At 62.6% G+C, this 16,715-nt stretch carries 14 protein-coding genes; 4 read left to right on the top strand and 10 right to left on the bottom strand.

What is annotated here, in order from left to right; all coding sequences use genetic code 11:
* Positions 1–71 precede the first annotated feature (71 nt).
* The 3 genes from AC1DXU_RS24520 to AC1DXU_RS24530 are packed head-to-tail and all read right to left on the bottom strand — an operon-like array spanning position 72 to position 2,921.
* The gene (locus tag AC1DXU_RS24520) at positions 72–1,145 is read right to left on the bottom strand and encodes an ABC transporter ATP-binding protein (protein WP_477373500.1); all 1,074 of its coding nucleotides are present in this window, start codon (positions 1,143–1,145) and stop codon (positions 72–74) included.
* A gap of 37 nt (positions 1,146–1,182) precedes the next feature.
* Positions 1,183–2,007: an ABC transporter permease gene (locus AC1DXU_RS24525; protein ID WP_477373121.1), complete on the bottom strand. Its 825-nt coding sequence runs from the start codon at positions 2,005–2,007 to the stop codon at positions 1,183–1,185.
* Positions 2,004–2,921, bottom strand: coding sequence for an ABC transporter permease (locus AC1DXU_RS24530; protein WP_477373123.1), 918 nt, complete (start codon positions 2,919–2,921; stop codon positions 2,004–2,006). Before AC1DXU_RS24530 ends, AC1DXU_RS24525 begins: the two co-directional genes overlap by 4 nt.
* Before the next feature lie 272 nt (positions 2,922–3,193).
* Here AC1DXU_RS24530 and AC1DXU_RS24535 point away from each other — a divergent pair, with 272 nt between their 5' ends.
* Positions 3,194–4,609, top strand: coding sequence for an aminotransferase (locus AC1DXU_RS24535; RefSeq protein ID WP_477373125.1), 1,416 nt, complete (start codon positions 3,194–3,196; stop codon positions 4,607–4,609).
* Between the two features lie 210 nt (positions 4,610–4,819).
* On the opposite strand, the gene AC1DXU_RS24540 is transcribed toward AC1DXU_RS24535, so the two are convergent.
* Positions 4,820–6,022 (bottom strand): aromatic ring-hydroxylating oxygenase subunit alpha, encoded by a 1,203-nt coding sequence (locus AC1DXU_RS24540; protein ID WP_477318030.1) that lies wholly within the window; start codon positions 6,020–6,022, stop codon positions 4,820–4,822.
* A gap of 442 nt (positions 6,023–6,464) precedes the next feature.
* Between AC1DXU_RS24540 and AC1DXU_RS24545 the strand changes: the two genes are divergently transcribed.
* Positions 6,465–6,875, top strand: a complete 411-nt coding sequence (locus AC1DXU_RS24545) for a hypothetical protein (protein WP_477318032.1) — start codon at positions 6,465–6,467, stop codon at positions 6,873–6,875.
* A gap of 189 nt (positions 6,876–7,064) precedes the next feature.
* On the opposite strand, the gene AC1DXU_RS24550 is transcribed toward AC1DXU_RS24545, so the two are convergent.
* Together AC1DXU_RS24550 and AC1DXU_RS24555 are read right to left on the bottom strand one after the other, a co-directional pair.
* Positions 7,065–9,152, bottom strand: a complete 2,088-nt coding sequence (locus AC1DXU_RS24550; protein ID WP_477373127.1) for a GAF domain-containing sensor histidine kinase — start codon at positions 9,150–9,152, stop codon at positions 7,065–7,067.
* A 61-nt stretch (positions 9,153–9,213) separates the two neighbouring features.
* The gene (locus AC1DXU_RS24555; protein WP_477373129.1) at positions 9,214–9,942 is read right to left on the bottom strand and encodes a response regulator; all 729 of its coding nucleotides are present in this window, start codon (positions 9,940–9,942) and stop codon (positions 9,214–9,216) included.
* Positions 9,943–10,039: 97 nt separating this feature from the next.
* Between AC1DXU_RS24555 and AC1DXU_RS24560 the strand changes: the two genes are divergently transcribed.
* Complete coding sequence (locus AC1DXU_RS24560; protein ID WP_477318038.1) at positions 10,040–10,741, top strand: winged helix-turn-helix domain-containing protein; 702 nt, start codon at positions 10,040–10,042, stop codon at positions 10,739–10,741.
* Positions 10,742–10,824: 83 nt separating this feature from the next.
* Here AC1DXU_RS24560 and AC1DXU_RS24565 read toward each other — a convergent pair whose 3' ends face one another.
* Positions 10,825–10,992: a hypothetical protein gene (locus tag AC1DXU_RS24565; RefSeq protein WP_477318040.1), complete on the bottom strand. Its 168-nt coding sequence runs from the start codon at positions 10,990–10,992 to the stop codon at positions 10,825–10,827.
* Positions 10,993–11,009: 17 nt separating this feature from the next.
* The gene (locus tag AC1DXU_RS24570) at positions 11,010–11,360 is read right to left on the bottom strand and encodes a hypothetical protein (RefSeq protein ID WP_477373131.1); all 351 of its coding nucleotides are present in this window, start codon (positions 11,358–11,360) and stop codon (positions 11,010–11,012) included.
* Positions 11,361–11,716: 356 nt separating this feature from the next.
* Between AC1DXU_RS24570 and AC1DXU_RS24575 the strand changes: the two genes are divergently transcribed.
* Entirely contained in the window at positions 11,717–12,181 is a 465-nt protein-coding gene (locus tag AC1DXU_RS24575) for a L,D-transpeptidase (protein ID WP_477373133.1), read from the top strand.
* Between the two features lie 160 nt (positions 12,182–12,341).
* On the opposite strand, the gene AC1DXU_RS24580 is transcribed toward AC1DXU_RS24575, so the two are convergent.
* Both AC1DXU_RS24580 and AC1DXU_RS24585 read right to left on the bottom strand, forming a co-directional pair.
* Positions 12,342–15,425: an efflux RND transporter permease subunit gene (locus AC1DXU_RS24580; RefSeq protein ID WP_477373135.1), complete on the bottom strand. Its 3,084-nt coding sequence runs from the start codon at positions 15,423–15,425 to the stop codon at positions 12,342–12,344.
* Positions 15,425–16,714 carry an efflux RND transporter periplasmic adaptor subunit gene (locus AC1DXU_RS24585; RefSeq protein ID WP_477373137.1) on the bottom strand — a complete coding sequence of 430 codons (1,290 nt, stop codon included), beginning with the start codon at positions 16,712–16,714 and terminating at the stop codon, positions 15,425–15,427. Before AC1DXU_RS24585 ends, AC1DXU_RS24580 begins: the two co-directional genes overlap by 1 nt.
* Position 16,715 lies beyond the last annotated feature (1 nt).

The following is a 16,715-nucleotide window of genomic DNA, read 5'->3' on the forward strand; positions in this document are numbered from 1 at the left end:
ACGGGTTCCCGTTTGTCCGAGAAAACCGGTTTCCACTTTTTGCTTCGCTGACCTTCGGTTCGGGATCATGCTCAGTCCGCCATCGCCACCAGTGCTTCGGGGTCGTAAGCGAGGCGGATCGAGGTGCCGACCGGGATGTCGTCGGCGCCGAAATCATTGGTCTCGGTCACCGACAGCGGCTTTTCCAATCCCGGGATTTCAACGATCAGATGGGTGATCTCGCCGAAATAGTGGCGTTCGACCACCTTGCCTGCCACCTCGAATTTCGCGGTGGCATTGTCCCACAGGACACGCAGGCGTTCCGGACGGATGCCCAGCGTGGCAGCGCCGCCATTGCGCACGAATGCCTTCGGCTTGTCGGTCTTGACCCGGCCGAAGCCAAGCGTGTCGACGACCAGCGAGGCGCCGTTCTCCTCGACAATTTGTGCCTTGACGAAATTCATGCCGCCGAGGAAGTCGGCGACCTGGCGGTTGACCGGCCGCTGGTAGATCTCCTTGGGCGAGGCGACCTGGGCGATCCTGCCGCCGAACATCACGGCGATGCGGTCGGACATGGCCAGCGCCTCATACTGGTCGTGGGTGACCAGCACGAAGGTGATGCCGACGGCCTGTTGCAGGCGACGCAGTTCGACCTGCATCTGCTCGCGCAGTTTCTTGTCCAGCGCCGACAGTGGCTCGTCGAGCAGCAGCACTTTTGGCCGCATCACCAGCGCGCGGGCGAGCGCCACGCGCTGCCGCTGGCCGCCGGAAAGCTCGGTGGCGAGACGTTTGCCGAGGCCGGTCAGCGACACCTGAGCCAGCGCTTCCTCGACGCGGCGCTTTTCCTCCGAGCCTTCCAGCTTTAACCGCTTCAGCCCATAGGCGACATTCTGCTCGACATTGAGATGCGGGAAGATGGCATAGCTCTGGAACACCATGTTGGTGGGGCGGCGATTGGCCGGGATGCCTTCCATCGACTGACCGTCGACCGAGATCGTACCGCTGGTCGGATTGTCGAAGCCGGCGATCATTCGCAGCAGTGTGGTCTTGCCGCAGCCGGAGGGGCCGAGCAGCGAGAAGAATTCGCCTTCCTTGATGGTGAGCGAGGAGTCGTCGAGTGCCTTGAACGACCCATAGCTGCGGGTGACGTTCTTGATCTCGATCATCGGCCGTTCGGCTTGCGATCGTTCGGCTTGCGGCCGCTCAGGCATAGAGGCCTCCCTCGTTCTGGGTGCGTTTTGCCGCGCGGCGGCGCAGGATTTCGGCGACGGTCATCAACAGGAAAGAGGCCACCAGCAGCAGCGTGCCCAGCGCCAGCACGCCCGGCAGTTTGGCGGCAAAGCGCAGCTGGCCCCAGATGTAGATCGGCAGCGTCGCCTCGGTGCCGGTCAGGAAGAAGGCGATGATGAATTCGTCGAGCGAAATGGTGAAGCAGACCAGCAGGCTGGAGATGATCGCCGGCGCCACCATCGGCAATGTCACTCGCCGGAACGTGCCAAAGGCGCTCTCGCCGAGATCGGCGGAGGCCTCCTCCAGGCTGCGGTCGAAACCCTCGAAGCCAGAGGTCAGCACCGTCATCGAATAGGGGATGCAGACCAGGACATGGCCGAGCACGACGGTGAACAGCGACAGGCTTAAGCCCAGCTGCAGCATCACCAGCAGCATCGAGATGGCGACGATGACTTCCGGCAGCACCAGCGGCGCCATGATCAGGCCGTTGATGGCGCGGCGGCCGGGGTAGCGGTAGCGGGTGATCGAGCGGGCAGCCAGAATGCCGAGCACCGTCGAGAGAATGGAGGCCGAGACGCCGACGACCAGGCTGTTCCAGGCGGCATCGAGCAGTGCCGGCGTGCGCGGCAGATCCTCGTACCAATGCAAGGTAAAGCCGGTGAGCGGGAATTTCGGCGTCGCCGCCGTGTTCACCGAAAAGATCGGCAGGAAGATAACCGGCAGATAGAGGAAGACGACGTAGAGAAACGCATAGGTCGACAGCCAGCCATTGGCCAGGAAGCGCCGCACCGTCGTCATCGTGCCAGCCTCTGGATGGCACGGATGATCAGCACGGTGGCGCCTGCCATCAAGGTCACGATCAGCATGGTGGTCACCGAAAGGGCCGCACCCAGCGGCCAGTTGGACGCTTTGCCGAACTGCGCCTGGATGGCGTTGGCGATCATGACGCCGTCCTTGCCGCCGACCAGTTTTGGCGTGACGTAGTCGCCGACAGTCGGGATCATGACAATGAGTGCCGCCGAAATGACCCCGGGCGCTGACAGTGGCAGCGTCACGCGCAGGAAGGAGCGCAGCGGGCCGTCACCGAGGTCCTTGGCCGCCTCGACCAAGGTGCGGTCGACTTTCTCCAGCGAGACGAAGATCGGCAGGATGGCAAAGGCCGCCCAGGCGTGGGTCAGCGTGATGATGACGGCGGTCGAGTTGTAGAGCAGCGCGGTCGACGGCTCGTCGATGATGCCAAGCCCCATCAGGCCGGAATTGAGCACGCCGTTATAGCCGAGGATGACCTTCCACGACATCACGCGCAGCAAGTAGCTGGTCCAGAACGGGATGGTGATCAGGAACAGCCACAGGCTCTTGTGGCGGCCGCCATGGAACGAGATGAAATAGGCGATCGGATAAGCAAGGATGACCGTGAAGAAACTGACCGTCAGCGAGATGTAGAGCGAGCGCCACAAGAGGTCGCGATAGATCGGCTCGGTCAGCGCGATGCGGTAGTTTTCCAGCGTGAATGTGTGGTCGATGGTGAGGTAGTTCTGCGTCCAGAAAGAGTGGGCGATGACCACCAGGATCGGCCCGACCAACAGGACCAGCGCATAGAGAAGGGTCGGGCTGATCAGGGCAAAGCCCTGGACGGGTTCGGACTGCAGAAGGGCGTTTCGCCTGGCCCGCGTCATGCCCAATGGGGGCGATCCTTCGGCAGCCGCCGTCATTGCAGGGCCCCCGGCGCGATCACGGATTCTGGCTCGGACTGTCCCGCCATGCGGCTCCCATTGTCTAACAGGTCCTGGCGCCGGCTGCCTGTTCCCCATGCTTGCCGGCTTTCTTTCATCATGCGCGCATCCGCGGATTGAAATCAAGCGTTAATTCTGTAATATTGATTGAACGGACATTCAAAATGAAGTGAAGAAAGCCGATATTTCCAACGCTTGGCGCTTCGTTTCGTGTTCGGCGGATATCTGCGATCAAACAGAGCGAGGCGACTATGGCGGCTGCAAGAGACCTGAGAGGAACCGAAACGGCAGGGCCTGCCGACGATGCCGTCGAACTGGCCAAGCGCCATCTCGTCCAGCCCTGGCCGTTCGCCGGCTCGGTCGGCGCCGAGGCGCGGGCGCTGATCGGCGAGGGCGACGGCATCTACATTACCGACGCCTCCGGCAAAAGGCTGATCGACGGGCCGGCCGGCATGTGGTGCATCAATGTCGGCCACCGCCGCGAGGAGCTGGCGAAGGTGATGTACGACCAGGCGATGATGCTGTCCTACAACACGCCGTGGTACACGATGAACGCGCCGTCGGCGGAACTGGCCATGCGCATCGCCGGCCATGCGCCGGGCGATCTCAGCCATGTCTTCTTCACCACCGGCGGTTCCTCCGCTGTCGAGACGGCGCTGCGCTTCATGCAGTTTTACAACAATGTGCGCGGCCGCCCGGAAAAGAAGCTGATCCTCAGCCGCGGCGGCGCCTATCATGGCTCGACCTATCTGTCGGCCTCGCTCAACGGCCGCCCGCGCGACCGCGACTGGATGGACGGCGCCGACGAGCTGGTTGTCAAACTGTCGTCGCCCGACCCGTTCCGGCGCCCGAAAGGCATGAGCCTTGCCGCCTTCACCGATTTCCTGGTCGATCAGTTCCGCGATACGGTGGCCCGTGTCGGCGCCGACAAGATCGGCGCTTTCGTCGGCGAGCCGGTGCAGGCATCGGGCGGCGTCGTCGTGCCGCCGGATGGCTATCTGAAGCGCATCCGCGAGATCTGCCGCGACAACGATATCCTCTACATCTCCGACGAGGTGGTGACCGCTTTCGGCCGGCTCGGCCATGTCTTTGCCTCCGGCGAGGTGTTCGACATCGATCCCGACATGATCACGTTCGCCAAGGGCGTGACCTCAGGCTATTTCCCGCTTGGCGGCGTTATCATCTCGGAGCGGCTGCTGCAGGAATTGCGGCGTTCGAACCATCCGGACGCCATGTTTGGCCATGGCCTGACCTACACCAGCCATCCGGTCGGCTGCGCGGTTGCGCTGAAGAACCTCGATATCCTCGAGGACAGCGTGCTTGCCCACACGCGCGAGGTCGCGCCCTATTTCCAGGCGCAGCTGAAGACGCTCGAGGAATTGCCGCTTGTCGGCGAAGTCCGCGGCATGGGGCTGATGGGTTGCGTCGAATGCGTCGCCGATCGCGAAAGCAAAGACCCGCTGCAGCTCGACAAGGATGTCGGCAAGCGCATCGATGCGCATTGCCACGAACTCGGCCTGTTGGTGCGGCCGCTGATCAACATGTGCGTGATGTCGCCACCGCTGATCATTTCGCGCGAGCAGATCGACGACATGGTGGCGATCTTGCGTGAGGGCATTTCGCGCACGATGGACGATTTGAGGAAGGAAGGGGTCTGGCAGGGGTGAAGTGACAGCCGATCTCCCCCCTCGTGGGGGAGATGCCCGGCAGGGCAGAGGGGGGCGCTGTCCCGCCGGCCTATCAGTCCTTGCGCCAGTACGCTTCTCGTCGATTTGTGGATTCGTGTAAGTGACGGAGAGGTCGCGTTCCTTCGCGCCCCCCTCTGTCCTGCCGGACATCTCCCCCACGAGGGGGGAGATTGGCAGCCTCGCCGTCCCTTACACCTGCGACCGCATGGCCTCGTTCAAATTCCACATGTCCTTCTCGTCCGGCGCCGTCTCCAGCCCGAGCACGGGGATCTGCTTGCGCAGATGGTCGTGGTGGGTGCGCACGCCATATTCGAGGTCGGAGAGGTAAAAGCCCTCGAACGCTTCCGACAACATGGATTCGTTCGACCACACCGAAAGCTGCACGTCCTCGTTCATGGTGTCGCGATCGATGCGGTAGGCGAGGTAGCGTGCCGCGGCCTGCTCCCGGGTTTCGTTGGGATAGCGGTAGATGGCGCCGCGCAGCAGCGTCTCACCGGTCGTCAGCGGGAACTCCTGATAGAACTGCACGGATTCCGGCATGATCGACAGCGCGTTGTTGGGGAACATGCCGTAGTAGATCCAGGCCTTGCGCAGATGCTCCGGCAGGTGCTCCGCCGCCGGCGCGTGCTTGATGTATTGCGCGACACTCCAGCGCCGTCCGGCATGAGGGTTGTAGGTGGCGAAGGAACGCGACACGCCGTTGATGAACGGCTCGTCGAAATAGGTGGCGCCATAGAGATCCTGCAGCGCCGGATGCGCCATGGCGACGTGGTAGCCTTCATTGTCGACGTCGCGCACCGACTTCCAGTTGACCGGGGTCTTCTGAGTCCAGATGCCCCAGGACGGCACCATGTCGGCGACGCCGTAATGAGCCATCTCGGCTTCGATCGGCTTCAGCAGTTCGGCCACCGACGGCTGCGGCCCGCCCCTGCGGAAACGGATGAAGATAAAACCCATCCATATCTCGAGGTCGAGCGGCATCAGGCCGAATTCGGTCTTGTCGAGATCGGGGAAGGAGCGCGGACGGGCCGCACCGCGCAGCGTGCCGTCGAGATTGTAGACCCAGCCATGGAACGGGCAGACCAGGGCGTTCTTGCAGTTGCCCTGGCTGTCGGCGACGACTCGGCTGCCGCGATGACGGCACATATTGTTGAAGGCGCGCACGACGCCGTCCTTGCCACGCACGATCAGCGCCCGCTCGCCGACGACGTCCATGGTCATGTAGTCGCCGGCATTGGGCACGTCGGAGACATGGCCGGCGATCTGCCAATGGTTGCGGAAGACGTATTCTTTCTCGAGTTCGAGAAGGGCGTCGGAATGATAACTCCAGCCCGGCAAGCCCCGCCGGTCCCAATCGTTGGGGATCGCCACGTCACGGAGGTGCGGGTTCATGGGGAGCTCTTCTTTTTGTTGAATACTCATTCAAGATAATCATATTTTGCATTGAAATGCAATGGCTTGTGGAAATCGTAGCGTTTTCGCCTGGCCAATTCGAGTGGGTTCGACGCCCGTGCCGCCGCGAAAAATCCGGGGATTTCCGAGCGTTAACTAGGGTTGTGAAGCGGGCATGTTGCGTCGGGATTGGCACGCGCCGTGTCGGCAAAATCGGGCCGGGAAATGGCCGCCGTTCGCGATTTATTTCGGGAGTGTGAGATTGGTCATAGTTGGATAGAGCAGATGGGCGCTCTGTTGCCTGACCGAATATGCCCGGTAGCGCCCGAATTATCTGTTTCGCCGCTGTTACACGGGCAGACGAGATGCATCATTCGTCGGTTACACAGCGCGATTAAGTTCGCTTCATAGCAAAAGAAACAAGAAACGAAGGGGAATGACGATGTACACGAAGGTTGAGACTGCCGACAGCGACATCCGCTTCCAGGCTCCCGCACGCAACGACCGGCGCCCGAAGCTGGCACTGCGCCAACGCGCCAGCGACCATCCGATGGCGATGTTCATGACGGTGAGCGCTGTTGCGTTTGTCGGCATGATGTTCACGCCGACGATTGGTCCGGCCTTCGCGTCACTCAATCCGCCCACCAACGTCGTCGACGGTGCGCCGACCACCATCAAGACCGCGCGCCTGCCGATGCCGGAGATCGATTTTGCCTGCAAAGGCCAGGCCTGGGGCGCCGAGAGCGCGGAATGCCTGCGCGTCATCGCCGCGCAGTCGGGCAAGCACAGGGATCGCGCCGTTCGCATGATCGCCAATGCCGCGCCGCTGACCAATACGCCCAACGTCTTTTGATTTCGTTGAACGTGATCTGCGAAACATTTCCCTGCTTCGCGATCATGCTTTGACCTCCCCGAGCGCTCCTCCTGCGCTCAGTCAGGCTCCCGCCGCACTGTCGGTCGGGAGCCTCTTTTTTGTTTTGGCCCTGTCGATATCGGGTGAGACCGGCCTGACCTGAATCTCAACCGGCCCTCGGCTCGAATCTCAGATCCCCGCTGCCGCCTGCTCGGCAATTGCCGAGAGGACGCCGCGGACGTCCAGCGTGCTGAAAGGCTTTTCCAGGATCTGCGGCCGCTGCGCTGCCGGCAGGGCCTCGATCTCGGCCTTCGCACCGATCAGGTCGCCGGTGACCAGCACGAAGCGCCGCGCCAAATCGGGTTTTTCGGCGAGCAGTTCGCGATAGATTGATATGCCGCTTATGCCGGGCATGCGCAGGTCGGAAAAGACGATGTCGGGTGGCATGTGGCCGGTCAAGGTCGCAGCCGCCGATGTCCAGGCCGGCACGATCCGCGACTTGATGCCCATCAGCTCCAGAATGTCGGAGAGCGAGCCGGCGACGTCCGGCTCGTCGTCGATGATCAGGGCATGGCGCAGTCCGCTCGACCTTGTCTGGCTGTCGCCGGCGGCGGCGACGCCGGCGGTGATCGCCGGCAGCTGGACGACGAACCGCGCGCCTCTCGGCAACACCTCCTCGAACCAGACATTGCCATTGTGCCGCTCGATGATCGATTTCGAGATCGACAGGCCGATGCCGGTGCCGACACCGACCGGTTTGGTGGTGAAATAGGATTCGAAGATGCGCGAGCGGATCGCCTCCGGCACGCCCGGTCCGTTGTCCTCGACCGAAAATCCGGGATTGCCGCGGTCACTGCGAAATGTCCGCACCTTGATCAACCGGTCGCCGGCAACGCCGGCCAGCGCGTGCTGGCTGTTGATGAGGAAGTTGGCGGCGACCTGCGTTACATGGTCGGCATCGGCCATGGCCAGCAACGGGCCGCTGGCGAAATCGGTGTCGATGATGATGCCGCTCGATCTGGCGCCGTAGGCAGTCACTTCGAGTGCAGCGCGGATCACCTGGTTGAGATCGGTCTCGGCCTGCGCCGTCGGATGCAGGCGGACCATCGACAGGAAGCTTTTGACGATACGGCCGCAGCGTTCGGCGGCGGCGCGCACTTTTTCGGCGCGCACTTTGGTCTGCGGGTCGGAGGCGAATTCGTGCAGCAGCGTCGATTGCGCGACGACCACGGCCAGCGGATTGTTCAACTCGTGCGAGACGCCGGCAAGCAGCGAGCCCATCGCCGCCATTTTCTCGTTCTGGTGCAGCTTTTCGCGTTGGCGGCCGATCTCTTCCTCGGCGCGCAATTTGTCGCGCAGGTCGCGGATCGAGCCGAAGATAAGGCAGCGATCGGCAACCCGCATCTCGGTCGCCGTCAACTCGATCGGAAACACTTCGCCGGCCGCGTTCTGGGTGACGGTTTCGAGCCGCTGGCCGACCATCGGGGCGCCGCGGCCGGTCATGTATTCGGCCCCCGACGCATAGCCCTTGCGGTAATAGATCGGTACGATGGTGTCGAGCAGGTCCTTGCCGAGTATGTCGGAGCGCTGGAAGCCGAACATCTTTTCGGCGGCCGGATTGAATTCGATGATCGAGCCGGTCTCGTCGATGACGACAATGGCGTCGAGAGAGGCCTGCAGCATGGTGCGGCGGATGACTTCGCTGGCATGAGCCTCGGACGGCGATCGTTCGATGGCGTCGCCGATGGCGAGCGCGACGATGTGCAATGTCGCCTCTTCCTCGTCGCTCCATTCGCGTTCGTTGACACAGTCGTTGACGGCGAGCGTGCCCCACAAATGGCCGTGCGCGAAGACAGACACTGACAGGAACGACTTGATGTTCTGCTTCTCGAAGTCGGTTCTGAGGAAGCCGTCGAGGTCGCGTGTGTGGCCGGCAAAGACCTTGCCTTGCCGCTCATCTTCCGCCAAGCGCTCCAGCAACGGGTCCGAGTTGACGATCGACTGCATGATGACGGTCGGCGATGCCAGTTCGGTGCCGAAGCGCGGGGCGATCCAGTAGGCTGCAACCGACTGGGCGAAGCCCTGGCCGGGCAGTTCGCGCAGCCTGAACAGGATGCCGCGCTGGCAATCCATGGCAACGCAGAGCGTCTCGAGGATACTCACCATCTCGCGCTGCCAATCGCCGGCCTCGCGAAGCCGGCGAACGACGCGGACAGCCGCCATTGCGGCGCCCTGACGGGTGCCTTGCATGTCCGTGCGTACCGGTTCAGCAGTCATGGTCGGTCGTTACCCAGGTCGCGCCGGTGTGGTTCCTGCCCACAGCAGCCTATCGCGCCGCTCAGTGTCCGTCGGTCGGCAGCGAGAAGATATAGCCTTCGCCGCGCACCGTGCGCAGAAATTTCGGATTGGCCGGATCCGCCTCGATCTTCTTGCGCAGCCGCATAATGCGGATGTCGACGGCGCGGGACGATTCAGGGTCCTCCACGAACCCGATTGCCTCGGAGATCGCCGCGCGCGTCAACAGCCGGTTGGCGCGGGTCAGGAAAACCTCGAGTACGTCGAACTCGCTCTTGGCCATGTCGATCACCGCGCCATTGACGCCGGTGACCAGCCTGCCGTCGAGATCGGCCTGGAACGAGCCGAAGCTCATGAAGCGGCGGCCGGCGCCTGTCTCAACCTTGGCGGCTTGCGGCGCGGTCGGCTGCGGCACGCGGCGCAGCACGCTGCGAACCCGCGCCAGCACTTCGCGCAATTCGTAAGGCTTGACGATATAGTCGTCGGCGCCGAGCTCCAGCCCGACGATGCGGTCGAGCGCGGTCCCGGCGGCCGTGGCATAGATGATGCCGATCGGCATTTTCGAGCGCAGCCAGCGGCCGAACGACAGGCCGTCCTCGCCAGGCATGGCGATGTCGAGGATGGCCAGATGGAACGATTGTGTTTCCAACAAGGTGCGGGCTTCCGCAGCACTTTCGGCTGTGGTCATCTCGTAACCATTGGCGCCGAGATATTCGGCGACCGCGTCCCTGAGATCGGGCTCGTCCTCGACGATGATAATTCGTGCCCGCACTATGATGCTCTCGCTCCCGCTTTCAGCGGAAAGTAGATTGGGTATAAACATGATGTCCAGCACTCATCTCGGGTTGCGAAGGGAACGGTAACAAAACATGGCCGCACGATCCGTCATCGCGCTTGTTTCGGTCGCCGAAGTGGTGGCGACGGATCTCGCCGACCATCTCGAGCGGCGTGGCCATGATGTGCGCGAGGCGCGCCAGCCCTGGGAGGCCGAATCGTTGCTTTCGGCCAAGGGCATCGACATCGTCATTGTCGGCGACAGCCTCAGCCAGGCGGAGGGGCGCGACCTGCTCAGGCGGTATGGCGGCCAAGGCGGGGGCGGCGAGGGAGGGCCGGATTTCATCCTGATCTGCCGGCCGGCCGATCTGGTCGACAAGGTGCTGGCGCTCGAACTCGGCGCCGCAGATGTCATCGAAAGTCCGCTCAATGTAAGGGAGCTTGCCGCTCGCATTGGCGGCCTTCTGGCGCGGCGTGGCCGCAACACCCAGGAACTGATCGTGCTGGAGAATGCGACGGTCGACTTGAGGTCGGCCATGGTCATGCATCGCTCGGGTACGGAAGAACAGCTGTCGCCGGGCCAGGTGGCGTTGCTCAGGCTGTTTCTGGCCAGTCCGCGCAAGGTGTTGACGCGCGATGACATCATTGCCGCCGCACCCGCCGAAAATGCCGATGCGTTCGATCGCTCGATCGATTCGCGCATCGTGCGGCTGCGCCGCAAGCTCGACACCGAAACCATCACCACGATACGGGGCGCAGGCTACCGGTTCGATCCGCCGACACAGCGCGCCGATTGAGGGCACCGCGGCCACGCTGTTTCTTTGTTTGAGCATGTCGTTGTCCCAAAACCGCTGTGCACTTTTGGGCGACATGCACTCGCTCAGCGAACCACCAGCAGCGATGGTCCCGATGGCATTTCGCTGGCCACGACAATTTCGTTGGCGTGAGCGCGTTCCTTCAGCAGCACAGTGGCGAGACCGGCAAAGCCGAGCAGGCCTTGTGTGTAGAGCAGTGCGGAAAGCACTGAAGCGGCAAATTTCGTGTTCATCTGTCTCTTCCTCAATTTCAGAATTGTCGGTGCTTCAGGCAAACCCCCGAAGCGCCCGCGCCGCCCACGGAGCCCCCCGTCGCGGCGCGGGCCTTCGGTCCTCTCGGCAGCAAGTTGCCGGAGGGGCCGCGCATCCCTGTCAGTCCAAAGCCGACCCGCCAGAGGGCTTTGAAGCGGTTGATGCGCAGACTGGAAACAATCCAGACCAAGGCAATGAACAGCGCGGCATGCAGCGTCGAAACCTCGCCCGAGTTCATGGCCGCTAGCGTCGTCATCGGGCTGCCGGCGACTGTGCCGACGCCGCCGACGATGACCGCGGCAATGCTTATCCTGAGAACCCAGGACAGGGAGTGCGATTTGATGCTCATTTTCGTTTGCGCCGGCTGTTTTCGTTGCGTCAACTGTGCCGTCGGCCCGTATCCAGATCATGCCGCCCAGGCCGCGCTTTGTTGCAGATTGGTTTCGAACCAGGTGAGATGTCTTTCACATACGGGGCATTCGCACGTTCGTATGGTGACAACCTGGGTATTTTGATCGTGCGAGGCAGAGCAGAGGGCCAACGATGTTATGCCCCATTTCCTCTATTGCCCGTCACTCTCGTTAACCTGAGGAAACAGATTCGAAACACAAACGCGCATCAAGCGAAATCAGCTTGAAACATGACGTTGGGATAAGCCGGTCATCGAATTGGAACCGGCCCGACCGGCAAAAACAGGGGAACATCATGTACGCTGCCATTTCCGCCAAGCTCATCAACATCACCGCCGCCGCCCTGACCGGTGCGGCCCTTCTCATCGGTGTCGGCAATGGCGCTGCCTACGCCGCCGCCAGTCAGATCGTGGCGCGTGTCTCGCTGTCGCAGCAGACCATGGAAGTTCTGGTCGATGGCCGGCCGACCTTCGCCTGGAAGGTTTCGACCGGCGACAAGGCACATGTGACGCCGACCGGTTCGTTCAAGCCGACCCGCATGCATGAGATGTGGTATTCGAAGAAATACGACAACGCGCCGATGGCCCACTCGGTGTTCTTCAGCGGCGGCTACGCCGTGCATGCGACCAACGCCATCAAGCGCCTGGGACAGCCGGCTTCGCATGGCTGCGTGCGGCTGCATCCGGACGCTGCCGCCGACTTCTATCAGCTGGTCGAGGTGTTCGGCCCGGCCAACACCAGCATCGTCATCGTCAAGTAGCAGGCTGCGGTTGGAGCGGTCGTGCAGCGCTGCCAGACGGCGGTGCCGCACAGCAAGCTCCCGTGTGAAGCTCCCCTGAGCTTCGCGGTAATCAATCCAGTCAAAAAAAGAGGCCGGAATTTCCGGCCTCTTTTTGTTTGTGCGGGGGTGTCTGCCTCGTTCAGTCGACGGGCACCGGCATCAGCTTCGGGTCCGGCTTTTCGGCGTGGTGCGGCAGGTCCTTGCTGGCGATGAAGGTGTAGAACATCGGAACCACGAACAGCGTGAACATGGTTCCGACCAGAATGCCGGTGAAGATCACTAGGCCCATCGAATAGCGGGCCGCGGCACCAGCACCGCTGGAGACGATCAGCGGCACCACGCCGAGCGCCATCGCCGCCGTCGTCATCAGGATCGGCCGCAGCCGCACCTTGGCCGAGGCGATGATCGCCTCGCGGCGCGACATCTGGTGCTTCTCGCGCTGCTGGTTGGCGAATTCGACCAGCAGGATGCCGTGCTTGGTGATCAGGCCGATCAGCGTGATCAGGCCGACCTGCGTGTAGATGTTGAGTGTTCCCAGCCCCAGATTGAGCGGCACGATGGCGCCGAAGATCGACAGCGGCACCGCCATCATGATGATCAGCGGATCGCGGAAGCTTTCGAACTGCGCCGCCAGCACCAGGTAGATGACCAGGATGGCGGCCGCGAAGGCGATCAGGATTGTGCTGCCTTGCTCCTTTTCCTGCCGCGACTGGCCGGAATAGTCGATGAAGAATGTGTCGGGTAGGCTTTCCTTGGCGATGTCCTCGATGGCCTTGAGCCCGTCGCCGGTGGTGACGCCGGGCAGCGGCAGCGCGGAAATCGTTGCCGAGTTCAGCTGGTTGAACTGCTCGATCGCGGCCGGCGAGGCGTTGGTCGAGATCTTGACCACGGCCGAGAGCGGCACCATCTGGCCCGAGACGCTGCGCACGAAATACTCGGCCAGCTTTTCGGGATTGTCGCGGAATTCCTGCGGCACCTGCGGGATGATGTCGTAGCTGTTGGAATCGCGGTCGAACTGCGCCACTTCGGCGCCGCCGACCAGCAAGGTCAGCGTGCGGCCGATATCGGCGATCGGCAGGTTGAGGGCGGCGGCGCGGTCACGGTCGATTGTCACAGTCACCTGTGGCGCGTCGTAGGCCATCGAGTTCTGCACGACAATGAAGCGGCCGGAAGCCTGCGCCTTGTTCTTGATCTGCTCGGCTGCTTCGAAAACGTCGGAAGCATTGCCGGTCGAACGCACCACCATGGTGATCGGCAGACCGCCACCCGACCCAGGCAGCGTTGGCGGCGCGAAGACGAAAGCCTCTACGCCGGCCACCTTGGCGAGGCGTCCCTGGATGTCGGCCTGGATCTCCTTCGAGCTGCGCGTGCGCTCGGCCCAGTCCTTGAAGGCAAAGCCGACGAAGGCACCGCTGGTCTGGCCGCCGAACGCGACTGCCGAGAACTGCGCCCGCGTTTCCGGTATGTCCTTGACCAGGCCAAGCATCTGGTTGACGTAGAGTTCAGTATAGTCCGACGTCGCATAGCGCGGCGCGTTGACGATCGACAGCAGGAAGCCCTGATCTTCTTCCGGCGCCAGTTCGCTCGAGGTCTTGGTGAACGCAAAACCGGTGACGGCGACCAGCGCAATGACGATTATCAGCGTCAGTGGGCGATAGTTCAGCGATCCGGTGACCGCCTTCTCATAGACGCGTTCGACGCGCCCGAAAGTGCCGTCGACAATGCGCTGGAAGCGGCCGGGTGACCCGGCTTTCAGCAGGCGCGCCGACATCATCGGCGTGATGGTGACGGCGATGACACCCGAAAGCACCACCGAGCCGGCAAGGGTGACGGCAAATTCGCGGAACAGGGCGCCGGTCAGGCCGCCGGTGAAAGCCAGCGGTGCGAACACGGCGGCCAATGTCACCGTCATGGCGACGATGGCGGAAAAGATTTCCCGCATGCCGTTGAAGGCCGCCTGCATCGGCGACATATGGTCTTCTTCCATGTGGCGATGGATGTTTTCCACCACCACAATGGCGTCGTCGACGACGAGACCGATCGCCAGCACCATGGCCAGCAACGACAACAGGTTGATCGAGTAACCCACCGAATACAGCAGGAAGCAGACGCCGATCAGCGACAGCGGAATGGTGACGATCGGCATCATCACCGAGCGGAACGAGCCGAGGAAGAGCAGGATGACGACGATGACGATGGCTACGGCCTCGGCAATGGTCTTGAACACCTCGTAAATGGAGGCGCTGATCTGCTCGGTTGAATCGTAGACGATCTCGATCGTCATGCCTTGCGGCAGCGTGTCCTGGATCAGTGGCACGATCTTGTGGATCGCCGCCGCCGTCGTCAGCGGGTTCGCCGCCGGTGTCGGGAAGATGGCGAGGAAGGTGCCTGGCTTGCCGTTGAAACTGACCCTGGTGTCGGTGCTCGCCGCGGCAAGTTCCACACGCGCCACGTCGCGCAACCGCACCACATTGCCATCCGTCGAACGCAGCGGGAGTTCGGCGAAAGCCTCAGGCGTCTGCAGTGTCGAGCGCACCGTTATCGAGGAGACGACATATTCGTTCTGGGTGTTGCCGGGTGCCGAAAGGAAATTGGAATTGTTGATCGCGGCCAGCACTTCGGATGCGGTCACGCCACGTGCGGCGAGCTTGACCGGGTCGATCCAGACGCGCATCGAATATTCCTGGGCGCCGAAGATCTGCACCTCGGCGACGCCTTCCACCGTCGACATGCGCGGCCGGATGACGCGCTCGATATACTCGGTCAACTGCTCCTTCGTCATGTTCGGATTCTGCATCGAGATGTACATCATCGCGAACTGATCGCCGGTGCCCTTGACGATCACCGGGTCCTTCGACGCGTCGGGCAAGGTGCCACGCACGCCTTGCACCTTCGACAGCACTTCGGTCAGTGCGACGTCCGGATTGGAACCGAGCTTCATCTGCACCGTCACGGTGCTCGAGGAGGGTCGGCTCGAGGAGGTGACGTAGTCGATGTTCTCGGTCGAGGCGACGGCACGCGCGATCGGCGCCGAAATGAAGCCCTGGATCAGATCGGCGCTGGCGCCCGGATAGGCCGTCGTGATGGTGATGGCCGTTTCATCGACCTTCGGATATTGCCGGATCGACAGGTTGAAAATGCCCTGGAAGCCCAAGAGCAGGATCATACAGGCCAGGACCGTCGACAGAACCGGGCGGCGGATAAAGATGTCGGAGACGTTCATTACCGGGCGGCCTGCTTGTTTGCCGATTGGGTCGGGTCGATGGTGTTGTCTATAGCAACGGACATGCCATTGAAGAGCCGGTTCTGACCGGCGGTGACAACCTCGTCGCCGGCCGTCAGGCCTTCAAGAATCTCGACCATGCCGGCGTTGCGGCGGCCGGGCTTGACGAACACCTGTGACAGGACGAGTTCGGGCTTTTGTTCTTCCGTCGCCGGTTTGGCCGGGTCGGCAGCCGCCTTGTCGGCTGGTTTTGCCGCGGCGGCGTCTGCTGGCTTGGCAGCGTCGGCGGGCTTGGCGGCATCAGCGGGCTTGGCCGCATCGGCTGGCTTGGCTGCATCGGCTGGTTGGCCTTCAGGTGCCTTGGCCGGACGCACCACGTAGATGAAGTCGCCGTAAAGGCTGGACGTCAGCGCTGTTTGCGGCAGGGCCAGCACATTGTTTTCCTCAGGCAGTTCGACGCGTACCTGCACAAACTGGCCGGGGGTGAGCTTGCCTTCGGTGTTGGCGACCTCCGCCCGGATGGTGACCAGCCGGCTGGTAGGGTCGATCTTGGGATCGATACCGCGGATCTTGCCGGCGTAGGGCAAGTCGCCGCCACCAATGCCCAACCGCACCTTCTGCTCGATCTTCAGCAGCGGGAGCTGCTGTTCGGGAACGGAGAAGTCGACCCGCATCGTGTCCAGGTCCTGCAAGGTCACCACCGCGGTGCCGGGCGTCAGATACTGGCCAAGGTCGATTTTCGGAATGCCCACCGTGCCGCTGAAAGGCGCGGTCAATTGCTTCTGGTCGAGCACCGCCTGCAGCTTGTTCACCTGCGAGGCGGAGACCGATGCAGCTGCCCGCGCCGCGTCGAGCGTTGCGTCGGTGCCGACGCCGCGCCGCTGCAGTTCGAGGGCGCGCTGCAGCGTCGTCTGGTCGGATGCGGCCTGCGCCTTGGTCGCCTCGAGATCGGCGCGCTCGACGGCGTCGTCGAGCTGCAGCAGGATTGCGCCGTCGGCAACCTTCTGGTTGGCGTGAAACAGGATTTCCTTGACGATGCCGGCGGTTTCGACAGTGAGGTCGACGCCGCGCACCGCGCTGACCGTACCGATTGCCTCGACGCCCGGGGTCCAGTCAGACGGTTTGACGACAACCGTCGAGACAGTTGCTGCAGGCGGCTTCATCGTGGCGAAATACTGTTTGATGCCGTTGTCGCGAAGAAAATTGAAGCCGACGATCCCGCCAACCACGACCGTGAGCACGAGCAAAACCAAGGCGATGACGATTATCTGGATTATGCGCTTGAACACA

This window comes from Mesorhizobium sp. P3_A10, assembly GCF_056403175.1.